Here is a 12,881-nt window from a genome sequence, read left to right on the forward strand (position 1 = left end):
CTCCTGCCAGCAATCAGGGCTTGGTGATGAGTTGGACCGGGGTCTGGATGACGTTGTCGGCATCCACATCAGGCTTCTCGCCCTTGACCATTTTCAGTGCGGCCTGGATGCCGTACACCGCCTGCTGGCTGGCGGCCTGGTCGAGGGTGGCAAGCACGCGACCATCGGCAAGCATCGGCTTGATGGCGTTGATGTTGTCATAACCCACCACTTGCACCTGGCCGGTCTTGCCGGCGGCGCGCACGGCCGACACGGCGCCCAGCGCCATGCTGTCGTTGCCGGCCAGCAAGGCTTTCAGGTCAGGGTATTCGTTGAGCATGGCGGCGGCGACGGCGTTGCCTTTGTCGATTTCCCAGTTGCCGCTTTGTACCGAGACGATTTTCATCTGCGCGGCGTCCATGGCGTCCTTGAAGCCGGCGGTGCGCTGCTGGGCGTTGGTGGTGGTCGGCACCCCTTCGATGATGCCCACCTGGTCGCCAGCCTTGAGCTTCTCGTTGGCCAGGTAGTCGCCAACCAGGCGCGCGCCTTTGCGGTTGTCGGGGCCGACGAAGGGCACGCTGATGCCTTTGCTCTTGAGCAGGTCCGGGTCCAGGCGGTTGTCGATATTGATCACCACCACGCCCTGGTCCATGGCCTTCTTCACCACCGATACCAGCGCCTTGGAATCAGCCGGGGCAATCACCAACGCCTTGGCGCCGGAATTGACCATCTGCTCGACGATGCGGATCTGTTCGCCGGTGTCGGTTTCGTTCTTGATGCCGTTGGCAACCAGATCGAATTCGTCGGCGTGGGTTTTCTGGTAGTCCTTGGCGCCGTCTTCCATGGTGCGGAAGAATTCGTTGGCCAGTGACTTCATCACCAGGGCGACCTTGGGCTTGTCTTCGGCATGGGCGGCAGACAATGGCAGGGCGAGGGAAAGGGAGGAAACGACAGCGAGGGCCAGCAGACGACCGGGGAACGGCAGTTTCATGGACGATGACTCCGAATCTTGTGTTTTTTATCGGATCGCAAACGTTTGCGTTGACTAACTATGGAAACAGGACCGGGGTTTGTCAAATCCGTTTGATTTCGGAGGCCAAAGCGCTGCTGTGCCGATTATCCAGATTTTTCCGGAAAACCGAACACCTTTTCCTATGCTTGTTCGGAATTGCGAATGGATTGATGCCCCTGTAGGAGCGGCCTTGTGTCGCGATGGGCTGCGCAGCAGACCCGGCGATATGTGCAAAAGCCAGCAATTTGGGGCTGCTGCGCAGCCCATCGCGACGCAAGGCCGCTCCTACACAAAGAGCGCGTACGGGCTTGGTACGAAACATGCCTCAAGCCCTGCGCGACTCAATAACTATCTCACTAGGAAGAGAGAGAACAATAACGATGAATGCCGCACTTAAAACCTTCGCCCCCAGCGCACTCGCCCTGCTGCTGATCCTGCCAGCCACCGCCTCGGCCAAAGAAGCCGAAACCCAGCAAAAGCTGGCCAACGTGGTCATCCTCGCCACCGGCGGCACCATTGCCGGCGCCGGTGCCAGCGCCGCCAACAGCGCCACCTACCAGGCTGCCAAGCTGGGCATCGACAAGCTGATCGCCGGCGTGCCGGAACTGGCCGACATCGCCAACGTGCGCGGCGAGCAGGTGATGCAGATCGCCTCTGAAAGCATCACCAACGAAGACTTGCTCAAGCTCGGCAAGCGCGTTGCCGAACTGGCCGAGAGCAAGGACGTCGACGGCATCGTCATTACCCACGGCACCGACACCCTCGAAGAAACCGCCTACTTCCTCAACCTGGTAGAAAAGACCGACAAGCCAATCGTGGTGGTCGGCTCGATGCGCCCGGGCACCGCCATGTCTGCCGACGGCATGCTCAACTTGTACAACGCCGTGGCCGTGGCCAGCGACAAGCAGTCGCGCGGCAAGGGCGTGCTGGTGACCATGAACGACGAAATCCAGTCGGGCCGTGACGTGAGCAAGTCGGTCAACATCAAGACCGAAGCCTTCAAGAGCGCCTGGGGCCCGATGGGCATGGTGGTGGAAGGCAAATCCTACTGGTTCCGCCTGCCGGCCAAGCGCCACACGGTCAATTCCGAGTTCGACATCAAGCAGATCAGCAGCCTGCCGCAGGTGGACATCGCCTATGGCTATGGCAACGTGACCGACACCGCCTACAAGGCACTGGCGCAAAACGGCGCCAAGGCGCTGATCCATGCCGGTACCGGCAACGGTTCGGTGTCGTCACGGGTGGTGCCGGCGTTGCAGGAACTGCGCAAGAACGGCGTGCAGATCATCCGCTCGTCGCACGTCAACCAGGGCGGTTTCGTGCTGCGCAACGCCGAACAGCCGGATGACAAGAACGACTGGGTCGTGGCCCACGACCTGAACCCGCAGAAGGCGCGCATTCTGGCGATGGTCGCCATGACCAAGACCCAGGACAGCAAAGAGCTGCAGCGGATTTTCTGGGAGTACTGATCGTTTACCCTCAAGGCCGGTTCGCCGGCACTGGGGGCCTCGCTCCGCCCCACCGGCGAACGCGCCCCCTGTAGGAGCGGCCTTGTGTCGCGATGGGCTGCGCAGCGGCCCCGGCGATTTCTGCGGCGAAGCTCAAATCTTGGGGCTGCTGCGCAGCCCATCGCGACACAAGGCCGCTCCTACAAAAGGTTCGCGCAAGGCCAGGAGAATGCTACGGCGCGATGCGCTTCAGGTCATTCAACAACCCTATCAGTTGCTGCAGCTTCTCTTCACCAAACTGCGCCTGAATCTTCTGGTAGTTGGCCTCCATCCCTTCCTTCATCGAGGCAAAGCACGCCTCCCCGCCTTCGGTCAGGCTGACGAACACCCGCCGCTGGTCCTGCGCGGCCTTCTGCCGCCGCACCAGTCCGTCGCGTTCCAGGCGCCCCAGTACCCCGGTCATGCTCGGTTTGAGGATGCAGGCCAGCTCCGCCAACTGGTAATTCTCCAGCTCGCCATGCTGCTTGAGGATGCGGATTACCCGCCATTGCTGCTCGGTCAGGTCGTGCTGGTTCAACAGCGGCCTGAAAAATGCCATCGCGGCTTCTCGGGCCTGCAACAGGCTTAGCGTGAGCGAAGGTTGGGTCTTGGTCATGGTCAAACCTGTGGCTTTTTTTCAATTCACGAATTTAAGGGCATGCGCGATGGAAAGTGCAATCTGTTCCACGGAAAACCCATTCAAGCCCGGCGCGCGGGCTGCGACCATCCGTTGCAAACAACAACAGCAAGCGGGTGAGCCGACGTGGCCATTTCACTGCAATTCTGCCTGCCGCTGGCGGTACTCCCCGGGCGTGAGCTTGGCGTAGCGGTTGAAGAAGCGGCTGAAATAGGCCGGGTCCTTGAAACCGAGCTGGTAACAGATTTCGTTGGCCGTGCTGCCGGAAAACAACAGCAAACGCTTGGCCTCCTGCATCAGCCGTTCCAGCACCAGGCGCTTGGACGGCAAGTCGGCGATGCGCCGGCACACATCGTTCAGCCGCGCCTCGGTCACGCCGATCTGCTGCGCGTAGCGGGCCAGCGGCCAGTGCTCCAGGTAATGCGCTTCGATCAGGGCATTGAAGCGGTGGAAGATCTTCAGGTCTTCATGCCGCGCCGGGGTCGATTCCAGCGAGTGGGGGCACAGCCGCAGCAGGCTGATCATGATCAGGCGGGTAAGCGACTGCAACGCCGCCTCGCGCCCCGGTTGCTGCGTGGCAAATTCGTCGCTCAACGCTTCCAGCCAGCCTTGCAGGCGCTGCGCCTCGGCCTTGTATTCGGCCGGCAGGTTGCCCAGCGCCACACAGGCCGGCTGCACCTGCATGCCCGCCGGCAGCAGGCTGGCATCGGCTTCGATCAGTTGCCACACCAGTTGCTGGCGCACCGTCAGCACATGCCCGTCGCTGTCAGCTTCGGTGACGAACGCGTGCGCCACCGTGGGCGGCGTGAGGAAAAACATCGGCCCCGCCTCGATGTACTGCTGGTCATCCAGGTACACCCGCACCGTGCCCGACTTCACGTAATGCACCTGGAAAAACCGGTCATGCCGGTGCACCGGCATGTTGCGCCCGAAAAAGCCTGCCAGGTTGCCCAGCCGGTCGTAATGCACCTCGCTGTCGCTATAGCGCTGGTCGTAGACCTGGCCGATGTTGATGTTCGGTATCGGATGCCGGTCGCTCATGGCTGCTTGCTCGCAAATCGCTTAACCCTGTTGACGATGGCCCATGGTGCACTGCCTTGCCGGCAGGCGCCACTGGCCACCCCTTGACCATCGTTAACATATTAACTATAACATTAACACATTAACGAAATCCGCAGGACGGCCACCGCCCTGCATTGCCAGGAGAAGAGCATGAGCCATGCCCTGCATGACATTGCCAGCGGCACCCTGTTCGGCGTCGCGCTGAACTACCAGGGTTTGCTGCAGCAGCACCAAGCGGCGTTCGTCGAAGCACCGTACAAGCAACTGCCGGTCAAGCCGGTGCTGTTCGTTAAAACCCCGAACACCCGCAACCAGCATGAAGGCCAGGTGGTGTTCCCGGCCGGCGTGCAGCGCGTGCAACCCGGCCCGGCGCTGGGTGTGGTGATTGGCAAGGACGCCAGCCGCGTCAGCGTGGCCGATGCCCTGGCGCACGTGGCGGGCTACACCATCGTCAACGAAGTGAGCCTGCCCGAAGACAGCTACTACCGCCCGGCGGTCAAGGCCAAGTGCCGTGATGGCTTTTGCCCGGTCGGCCCCGAACTGGTGCCCGCCAGCCAGGTGGCAAACCCCGATGCCCTGGGCCTGCGCCTGTATGTGAATGGCGAACTTCGCCAGCACAACAACACCGCCAACTGCGTGCGCACGGTGGCCCAGCTGATTGCCGAAATCAGCGAGTTCATGACCCTGCACGCCGGCGACATCCTGATCACCGGCACCCCCGAGGGCCGCGTCGATGTACAGCCAGGTGACCGCGTCGACATCGAGATCGACGGCCTGGGCAAGCTGACCAACCACATCGTCGCCGAGTGAGGAATTACCTGTGAAACACGCCCGTATCCAGTTCGACGGCCAAGCCCACGATGTCACGGTCGAAGACGATCACCTGCGCCTGGCCGACGGCCGCCTGGTCCATCAGGACCAGGTCACCTGGCTGCCACCGGCCACCGGCAGCATGTTCGCCCTGGGCCTGAACTACGCCGACCACGCCAGGGAGCTGGCCTTCGCGCCGCCCACCGAACCGTTGGCCTTCATCAAGTCGCCGGGCACCTACACCGGCCACAACCAGGTCACCTGGCGCCCGGACAACGTCGAATACATGCACTACGAGTGCGAGCTGGTCGCGGTCATTGGCAAGCCGGCAAAAAACGTCAAGCGTGAAAACGCCCTGGAGTATGTAGCCGGCTACACCGTGTGCAACGACTACGCCATCCGCGACTACCTGGAAAACTACTACCGCCCCAACCTGCGGGTGAAAAACCGTGACGCCACCACCCCGGTCGGCCCATGGATTGTCGATGCCGCCGATGTGCCAGACGTCAGCAACCTGAAGCTGCGCACCTGGATCAACGGTGAGCTGAAGCAGGAAGGCACCACGGCGGACATGATCTTCGACATCCCGCACCTCATCGAATACTTCTCCAGCTTCATGACCCTGCAACCGGGCGACATGATCGCCACCGGCACCCCAGAAGGCCTGGCCGATGTAGTGCCGGGTGATGAAGTGGTGGTGGAAGTGGAAGGCGTCGGTCGCCTGGTCAACCGTATCGTCAGCGAAGCTGACTTCTTCAAGAACAACAAGGCATGAGCAGCATGATCAAGCACTGGATCAACGGCCGTGAGGTCGAGAGCAAAGACACCTTCGTCAACTACAACCCGGCCACCGGCGATGCCATCTGTGAAGTCGCCAGCGGCGGCGCCGAAGAAGTGGCCCAGGCCGTGGCTGCGGCCAAGGAAGCCTTCCCCAAGTGGGCCAACACCCCGGCCAAGGAACGTGCCCGGCTGATGCGCAAGCTGGGTGAGCTGATCGAGCAGAACGTGCCGAAACTGGCCGAGCTGGAAACCCTCGACACCGGCCTACCGATCCACCAGACAAAGAACGTGCTGATCCCGCGTGCCTCGCACAACTTCGACTTCTTTGCCGAAGTGTGCACGCGCATGGACGGCCACACCTACCCGGTCGACGACCAGATGCTCAACTACACCCTGTACCAGCCGGTGGGTGTGTGCGGCCTGGTAAGCCCGTGGAACGTGCCGTTCATGACGGCTACCTGGAAGACTGCGCCGTGCCTGGCGCTGGGCAACACCGCCGTGCTGAAGATGAGCGAGCTGTCGCCGCTGACCGCCAACGAACTGGGCCGCTTGGCTGTAGAAGCCGGCATCCCCAACGGCGTGCTGAACGTGATCCAGGGTTACGGCGCCACCGCCGGCGATGCACTGGTACGCCACCCGGATGTGCGCGCCATTTCCTTCACCGGTGGCACTGCCACCGGCAAGAAGATCATGCAGACCGCAGGCCTTAAAAAGTACTCGATGGAACTGGGCGGCAAGTCGCCGGTGCTGATCTTCGAAGACGCTGACCTTGAGCGTGCACTGGACGCCGCGCTGTTCACCATCTTCTCGCTGAACGGCGAACGCTGCACCGCCGGCAGCCGCATCTTCATCCAGGAAAGCGTGTATCCGCAGTTCGTTGCCGAGTTCGCGGCCCGCGCCAAGCGCCTGATCGTCGGTGACCCGACCGACCCGAAAACCCAGGTCGGCTCGATGATCACCCAGCAGCACTACGACAAGGTCACCGGCTACATCCGCATCGGCATCGAAGAAGGCGCACGCCTGGTCGCCGGTGGCCTGGAGCGCCCGGCCAACCTGCCGGCGCACCTGGCCAAAGGGCAGTTCATTCAGCCCACCGTGTTCGCCGACGTGAACAACAAGATGCGCATTGCCCAGGAAGAAATCTTCGGCCCGGTGGTGTGCCTGATCCCGTTCAAGGACGAAGCCGAGGCGCTGCAACTGGCCAACGACACCGAGTACGGCCTGGCCTCGTACATCTGGACCCAGGACATCGGCAAAGCCCATCGCCTGGCCCGTGGCATCGAGGCCGGCATGGTGTTCATCAACAGCCAGAACGTACGCGACCTGCGCCAGCCGTTTGGTGGTGTGAAAGGTTCCGGTACCGGGCGTGAAGGTGGGCAGTACAGCTTCGAGGTCTTTGCAGAGATCAAGAACGTGTGTATTTCCATGGGTAGCCACCACATTCCTCGCTGGGGCGTATAACGCTGGCTCGATCGGGTAAGTAACCCTGTGGGAGCGGGCGCGCCCGCGAAAAAACCGACGCGGTGGATGGCACCGGCTACGCCGGTGTTCGCGGGCATGCCCGCTCCCACAAGGGCGTCGCGTCGGCCGACCGTTGCTCCCACACCACAACAACATCCTCAAACCGGAGCTTTCCATGGGCAAACTCGCTCTCACTGCCAAGATTACCCATGTACCGTCCATGTACATGTCCGAACTGCCAGGCCCGCGCCAGGGCTTTCGCCAGGCGGCCATCGACGGGCATCACGAAATCAGCCGCCGTTGCCGTGAGCTGGGCGTGGACACCATTGTCGTGTTCGACACCCACTGGCTGGTCAACGCCAACTACCACGTGCTGTGCGGGCCGCATTTCGAGGGTGTGTACACCAGCAACGAACTGCCGCACTTCATCAGCAACATGCCCTACGCCTTCCCCGGCAACCCCGAGCTGGGCAAGCTGCTGGCCGAAGAATGCAACCGCTTCAACGTCGAAACCATGGCCCACCACGCCACCACCCTCGCCCCGGAATACGGCACCCTGGTGCCCATGCGCTACATGAACCAGGACCAGCACTTCAAGGTGGTCTCGGTCTCGGCACTGTGCACCTCGCACTACCTGGCCGACAGCGCCCGCCTGGGCTGGGCCATGCGCAAGGCCGTGGAAGAGCATTACGACGGCACCGTGGCGTTCCTGGCCAGCGGCTCGCTGTCGCACCGCTTCGCGCAGAACGGCCAGGCACCGGACTTTGCCACCAAGGTGTGGAGCCCGTTCCTCGAAACCCTCGACCACCGTGTGGTGCAAATGTGGCAAGACGGTGAGTGGGAAGCCTTCTGCGGGATGCTGCCGGAGTACGCCGCCAAGGGCCACGGCGAGGGTTTCATGCACGACACGGCGATGCTGCTGGGTGCGCTGGGCTGGTCCGATTACGACGGCAAAGCCGAAGTGGTCACGCCCTACTTCGGCTCTTCCGGCACCGGCCAGATCAACGCGATTTTCCCGGTCACCCCGCAGGACGGCGGCGCCATCCCTGCTGCCCAGGCCGCCAACCCGGCCGCCGTGGTGTCCACCAGCCGCCTGTAACCCACCCGTTCGCGCCTGGTCGCCCTGGCGGGTGGCCAGCCGCGCCTCACCGAGGAGGCACCCATGCCACACCTGGTTCTGCTCTACACCCCCGACCTTGAAACCGACGCCGACATCCCCGGCCTGTGCCGCGCCCTGGCCGACACCATGCTTGAACAACGCGATGCCGAAGGCAAAGCCGTGTTCCCCACTGGCGGTACCCGCGTGCTGGCCTACCCCGCCGCCCATTGCGCGGTGGCCGACGGCAAAAGCGAGTACGGCTTTCTGTACGCCAACCTGCGCATGGCTACCGGGCGCAGCGCCGAGGTGCACAAAGCAGTGGGCGACAGCTTGCTGGCGGTGTTGAAAGCCCGCCTGGACCCCCTGCTGCAACAGCGCCCGGTCGGCATCACCGTGCAGATCGACCACAGCACCGCACAGGTTTACGACGCCAAGCACAGCACCTTGCACCCACTGTTCAACCGCTAGCGCGCCAGCGCAAACCACGCCCTCCCCGACTCATTACAGAACAAGTACAAAAACATGAGCACACTCGAACACGCCTCGCCGCGCGAGGCACACGCTGAACGGGCCGACAGTACCCATCGGGCAGTCACCTGGCGGCTGATGCCGCTGCTGCTGGTGTGCTACCTGTTCGCCCACCTGGACCGCATCAACATCGGCTTCGCCAAGATGCAGATGAGCCAGGACCTGCACTTGTCCGACACGGTCTATGGCCTGGGTGCCGGGCTGTTCTTCATTGCCTATGCGCTGTTCGGCGTCCCCAGCAACCTGATGCTCGACCGCGTTGGCCCACGCCGCTGGATCGCCTGCCTGATGGTGGTGTGGGGGCTGTTGTCGACCAGCATGCTGCTGATCGAAAGCAGCAGCGCATTCTACCTGTTGCGCTTTGCCCTGGGCGCGGCCGAGGCCGGGTTCTTCCCGGGCATTCTGGTTTACCTCAACCGCTGGTACCCGGCCGGGCGCCGTGCCCAGGTCACCGCGCTGTTCGCCATTGCCGTGCCATTGGCCGGGGTGGTCGGCGGGCCGGTGTCCGGGGCCATCCTGGCCTTTATGCACGACACGGGCGGGCTGCGTGGCTGGCAGTGGATGTTCCTGCTCGAAGGCGCGCCGGTGGTGTTGCTGGGCCTGGTGGTACTGGCCGTTCTGCCGGAACACTTCGAGCGGGTGAGCTGGCTGAATGAGCAGCAGAAAGCCACGCTGCGCGCGCAATTCGGTGAGGAAGAACAGCGCAAGTCGGTGACCTCGTTCAGTGCCATTTTCGCCAGCCGGGCGCTGTGGCTGCTAGTAGCGGTGTATTGCGCAGTGATGCTGGCGGTGAACACCCTGGCGTTCTGGATGCCCAGCCTGATTCACAGCGCTGGGGTGGCCAGCGACGCCAGTGTCGGCCTGCTCAGCGCTGTGCCTTACGTGGCCGGCTGCGTGTTCATGCTGGCTTGCGGGCGCTCCAGCGACCGCCAGCGCGAACGCCGCTGGCACCTGTGCGTACCGCTGCTGATGGCTGCCGTCGGCATCGCCGTTGCGGCCATTGCACCCGAGCAGGCGCTGCCGGTAATGGCCGGCCTGGTGCTGGCCGGCATGGGCGCCAGCGCTGCGCTGCCGATGTTCTGGCAACTGCCGCCGGCGTTCCTCAACGCCCGTACCCAGGCCGCCGGCATTGCCCTGATCAGCTCGCTGGGCAGCATCGCCTCGTTCTTCACGCCCTACTTCATCGGCTGGGTACGCGACACCACCCACAGCGCCAGCCTGGCCCTGTACGTACTCGCCGTCTTCATCGCCCTGGGCGGCCTGCTGGTGCTGCGCACCCAGGCTGCCATCGTCAACCCTTGAATCTAGAGACCGCCCCCATGCTAGACAACGCTTTCATCCAGCACGCCGCCGAACGCCTCGACCAGGCCGAACGCTCCCGCGAGCAAGTGCGCCAGTTCTCGCTGGAGCAACCGGCAATCACCATCGAAGACGCCTACGCCATCCAGCGCGCCTGGGTGGCGAAAAAGATCGCCGCCGGCCGCAAGCTGGTGGGCCACAAGATCGGCCTGACCTCGCGCGCCATGCAGGTGTCGTCGAACATCACCGAGCCCGACTACGGCGCCTTGCTCGACGACATGCTGTTCGATGAGGGCAGCGACATCCCCTTCGAGCGCTTCATCGTGCCGCGCGTTGAAGTGGAGTTGGCGTTCATCCTCGGCAAGCCGCTGAAGGGCCCGAACGTCACCGTGTTTGATGTGCTGGATGCCACCGAATGGGTGATCCCGGCGCTGGAAATCATTGACGCGCGCATCCAGCAGGTGGACCCGCAAACCCAGGCCACGCGCAAGGTGTTCGACACCATCTCCGACAACGCCGCCAATGCCGGTGTGGTGATGGGCGGGCGGGCCGTGCGCCCCACCGAAATCGACCTGCGCAAGGTGCCCGCAGTGCTCTACCGCAACGGCGTGATCGAGGAGTCCGGGGTCAGCGCTGCCGTGCTCAACCACCCGGCCAAGGGCGTTGCCTGGCTGGCCAACAAACTAGCGCCGTACGACGTCACCTTGCAGCCCGGCCAGATCATCCTTGGGGGTTCGTTCACCCGCCCGGTCGCCGCACGCCCTGGCGACACCTTCCACGTCGACTACGACATGCTCGGCTCCATCGCCTGCCGCTTCGTTTGAGGACCTGCCCATGGACATGCCCATCAACCACTTCAAGCAACGCCTGCGCAGCGGCGAACCGCAAATCGGCCTGTGGCTCGGCCTGGCCGACGCCTACTGTGCAGAACTGGCCGCCAATGCTGGTTTCGACTGGCTGCTGATCGACGGCGAACACGCGCCCAACGACCTGCGCGGCATGCTTGCGCAGTTGCAGGCTGTTGCGCCCTACCCCAGCCAGGCGGTGATCCGCCCGGTGATCGGCGACACCGCGCTGATCAAGCAGGTGCTGGATATCGGCGCACAAACCTTGCTGGTGCCGATGGTAGAAACTGCCGAACAGGCGCAGCAACTGGTCAAGGCCATGCACTACCCGCCCAAGGGCGTTCGCGGGGTGGGCAGCGCGCTGGCGCGGGCTTCACGCTGGAACACAATCCCCGGTTACCTCGACCACGCCGATGAACAGATGTGCCTGCTGGTGCAGATCGAGAACAAGGAAGGCCTGGCCAACCTGGACGAGATCGTTGCAGTGGAGGGTGTGGATGGCGTGTTCATCGGGCCTGCGGACCTGAGTGCGGCGATGGGGCATCGGGGCAACCCAGGGCACCCGGAGGTGCAGGCGGCGATTGAAGACGCGATCGTGCGCATTGGCAAGGCGGGCAAGGCTGCCGGTATTCTCAGCGCGGACGAGAAGTTGGCGCGGCGTTACATCGCGCTGGGTGCGGCGTTTGTGGCAGTGGGTGTGGATACCACAGTGCTGATGCGCGGGCTGCGCGAGTTGGCGGGGAAGTTCAAGGATACCCCGGTGGTCAGCAGTGCCGGGGGTGGTGTCTACTGAGGCACCTTAGCGGATGGCACCGGCTTTGCCGGTGTTCGCGGGCTTGCCCGCTCCCACAGTGGTTGCGTATGCCTGCACTCAGCGCAAAACCTGTGGGAGCGGGCAAGCCCGCGAAGGGCCGCAAAGCGGCCCCGGTCTTTCAGGTTCAGATATTGATAAGCGCCTTCAGCACTGTCTTGAAGGTATCCAGCTGCGCTTCACTGAACTGCCCGAACACCTTGTGCTGTTGTTCGCGGGCAATGGTCCACAACGCCTCGGTCTCGTCCACGCCCTTCACCGACAACCGCACACGCCCCTCGTCATCGGCAATCAGCCCTTTGCGCTTGAGGTTGGCCACCGCTTCCTCGATCTCCCGCGCCGGCATCGCCACTTCGCGTTGCAGGTCGTTCAGGCTCAGGCCCGCATCGTTCTCCAGCACCATCAGCATGCGTGCCTCGCTGGTGCGCAGGCCGGTGCACAACTGGCGTGGTTGGTAGTCAGCCTGGTAGGCGCGCAACGCCTGGGTCATCAGGTAGTACAGGTTGTGCTGCAGGCGACCCTGGAAGTGGCTGCTCGGTGCCTGCCCCTCCGCGCGCTGGGTCATGCGGGTGTGCGGCAGTACCATGGAATAGGCGCCTTGGTGGTACAGCAGCGGCGAGCGGCCGAAATCATCGAAGGCCACCACCTTGCCCACCAGGATCCAGTGATCGCCACCGTCCAGCTGCTGGTACTTTTCACACGCGAAGCGCGCCGCGCAGTCGACCAACAGCGGCGCACCGCCGACGCCGGTTTCGTACACGACGCCGGCAAAACGGTCTTCCTTCGGGCGGGCAAAGTTGTTGGACAGGTCGATCTGGTCCGCAGCCAGAATGTTCACGGCAAAGTGCGAGGCTTCTTCGAACACTTCATGGCTGGTGGAGCGCTTGTCGATGCTCCACAGGATCAGCGCCGGGTCCAGCGATACCGAGTTGAAACTGTTGGCGGTAACGCCGACCTTGCGGCCACTGGGGCCGGCGGCAGTCACTACAGTCACGCCGGTGGCGAAGTTGCCCAGAGCGCGGCGGAAGGCACGTGAATCGAAGGTTTCGTTGGACATGCAAGACTCCCGGG

General features: G+C 63.4%; 13 protein-coding genes. 9 read left to right on the plus strand and 4 right to left on the minus strand.

Annotated elements, in window-relative coordinates; translation table 11 throughout:
* Positions 1-13 precede the first annotated feature (13 nt).
* A complete protein-coding gene (locus AK81_RS13655; protein ID WP_043199742.1) occupies positions 14-970 on the minus strand; it encodes a sugar ABC transporter substrate-binding protein in 957 nt (318 codons plus the stop codon).
* 401 nt (positions 971-1,371) lie between these two features.
* On the opposite strand from AK81_RS13655, the gene AK81_RS13660 reads away from it, so the two are divergent.
* The gene (locus tag AK81_RS13660) at positions 1,372-2,460 is read left to right on the plus strand and encodes an asparaginase (RefSeq protein ID WP_043199743.1); all 1,089 of its coding nucleotides are present in this window, start codon (positions 1,372-1,374) and stop codon (positions 2,458-2,460) included.
* 211 nt (positions 2,461-2,671) lie between these two features.
* Here AK81_RS13660 and hpaR read toward each other — a convergent pair whose 3' ends face one another.
* Both hpaR and hpaA read right to left on the minus strand, forming a co-directional pair.
* A complete protein-coding gene (gene hpaR, locus AK81_RS13665; protein WP_043199745.1) occupies positions 2,672-3,094 on the minus strand; it encodes a homoprotocatechuate degradation operon regulator HpaR in 423 nt (140 codons plus the stop codon).
* 156 nt (positions 3,095-3,250) lie between these two features.
* Complete coding sequence (gene hpaA / locus AK81_RS13670) at positions 3,251-4,156, minus strand: 4-hydroxyphenylacetate catabolism regulatory protein HpaA (protein ID WP_043199747.1); 906 nt, start codon at positions 4,154-4,156, stop codon at positions 3,251-3,253.
* 171 nt (positions 4,157-4,327) lie between these two features.
* On the opposite strand from hpaA, the gene AK81_RS13675 reads away from it, so the two are divergent.
* From AK81_RS13675 to hpaI, 8 genes are all read left to right on the plus strand, one after another.
* Positions 4,328-4,987 carry a fumarylacetoacetate hydrolase family protein gene (locus AK81_RS13675; protein ID WP_043199749.1) on the plus strand — a complete coding sequence of 220 codons (660 nt, stop codon included), beginning with the start codon at positions 4,328-4,330 and terminating at the stop codon, positions 4,985-4,987.
* A gap of 10 nt (positions 4,988-4,997) precedes the next feature.
* Positions 4,998-5,762: a fumarylacetoacetate hydrolase family protein gene (locus AK81_RS13680; RefSeq protein WP_043199751.1), complete on the plus strand. Its 765-nt coding sequence runs from the start codon at positions 4,998-5,000 to the stop codon at positions 5,760-5,762.
* A gap of 5 nt (positions 5,763-5,767) precedes the next feature.
* Positions 5,768-7,228, plus strand: coding sequence for a 5-carboxymethyl-2-hydroxymuconate semialdehyde dehydrogenase (gene hpaE / locus AK81_RS13685; RefSeq protein ID WP_043199800.1), 1,461 nt, complete (start codon positions 5,768-5,770; stop codon positions 7,226-7,228).
* A 175-nt stretch (positions 7,229-7,403) separates the two neighbouring features.
* Positions 7,404-8,327: a 3,4-dihydroxyphenylacetate 2,3-dioxygenase gene (hpaD, locus tag AK81_RS13690; protein ID WP_043199753.1), complete on the plus strand. Its 924-nt coding sequence runs from the start codon at positions 7,404-7,406 to the stop codon at positions 8,325-8,327.
* A 63-nt stretch (positions 8,328-8,390) separates the two neighbouring features.
* Positions 8,391-8,795, plus strand: coding sequence for a 5-carboxymethyl-2-hydroxymuconate Delta-isomerase (locus AK81_RS13695; RefSeq protein WP_043199754.1), 405 nt, complete (start codon positions 8,391-8,393; stop codon positions 8,793-8,795).
* Between the two features lie 54 nt (positions 8,796-8,849).
* The gene (locus AK81_RS13700) at positions 8,850-10,157 is read left to right on the plus strand and encodes an MFS transporter (RefSeq protein WP_043199755.1); all 1,308 of its coding nucleotides are present in this window, start codon (positions 8,850-8,852) and stop codon (positions 10,155-10,157) included.
* A 17-nt stretch (positions 10,158-10,174) separates the two neighbouring features.
* Entirely contained in the window at positions 10,175-10,978 is an 804-nt protein-coding gene (gene hpaH, locus AK81_RS13705) for a 2-oxo-hept-4-ene-1,7-dioate hydratase (protein WP_028613290.1), read from the plus strand.
* A gap of 10 nt (positions 10,979-10,988) precedes the next feature.
* Complete coding sequence (hpaI, locus tag AK81_RS13710) at positions 10,989-11,792, plus strand: 4-hydroxy-2-oxoheptanedioate aldolase (protein WP_043199756.1); 804 nt, start codon at positions 10,989-10,991, stop codon at positions 11,790-11,792.
* Positions 11,793-11,937: 145 nt separating this feature from the next.
* Here hpaI and AK81_RS13715 read toward each other — a convergent pair whose 3' ends face one another.
* Positions 11,938-12,867 (minus strand): p-hydroxyphenylacetate 3-hydroxylase reductase component, encoded by a 930-nt coding sequence (locus tag AK81_RS13715; RefSeq protein ID WP_043199757.1) that lies wholly within the window; start codon positions 12,865-12,867, stop codon positions 11,938-11,940.
* Positions 12,868-12,881 lie beyond the last annotated feature (14 nt).

This window comes from Pseudomonas putida W15Oct28 (genome assembly GCF_000708715.2).
In the GTDB taxonomy this organism is placed as follows: Bacteria; Pseudomonadota; Gammaproteobacteria; order Pseudomonadales; family Pseudomonadaceae; genus Aquipseudomonas; species Aquipseudomonas putida_R.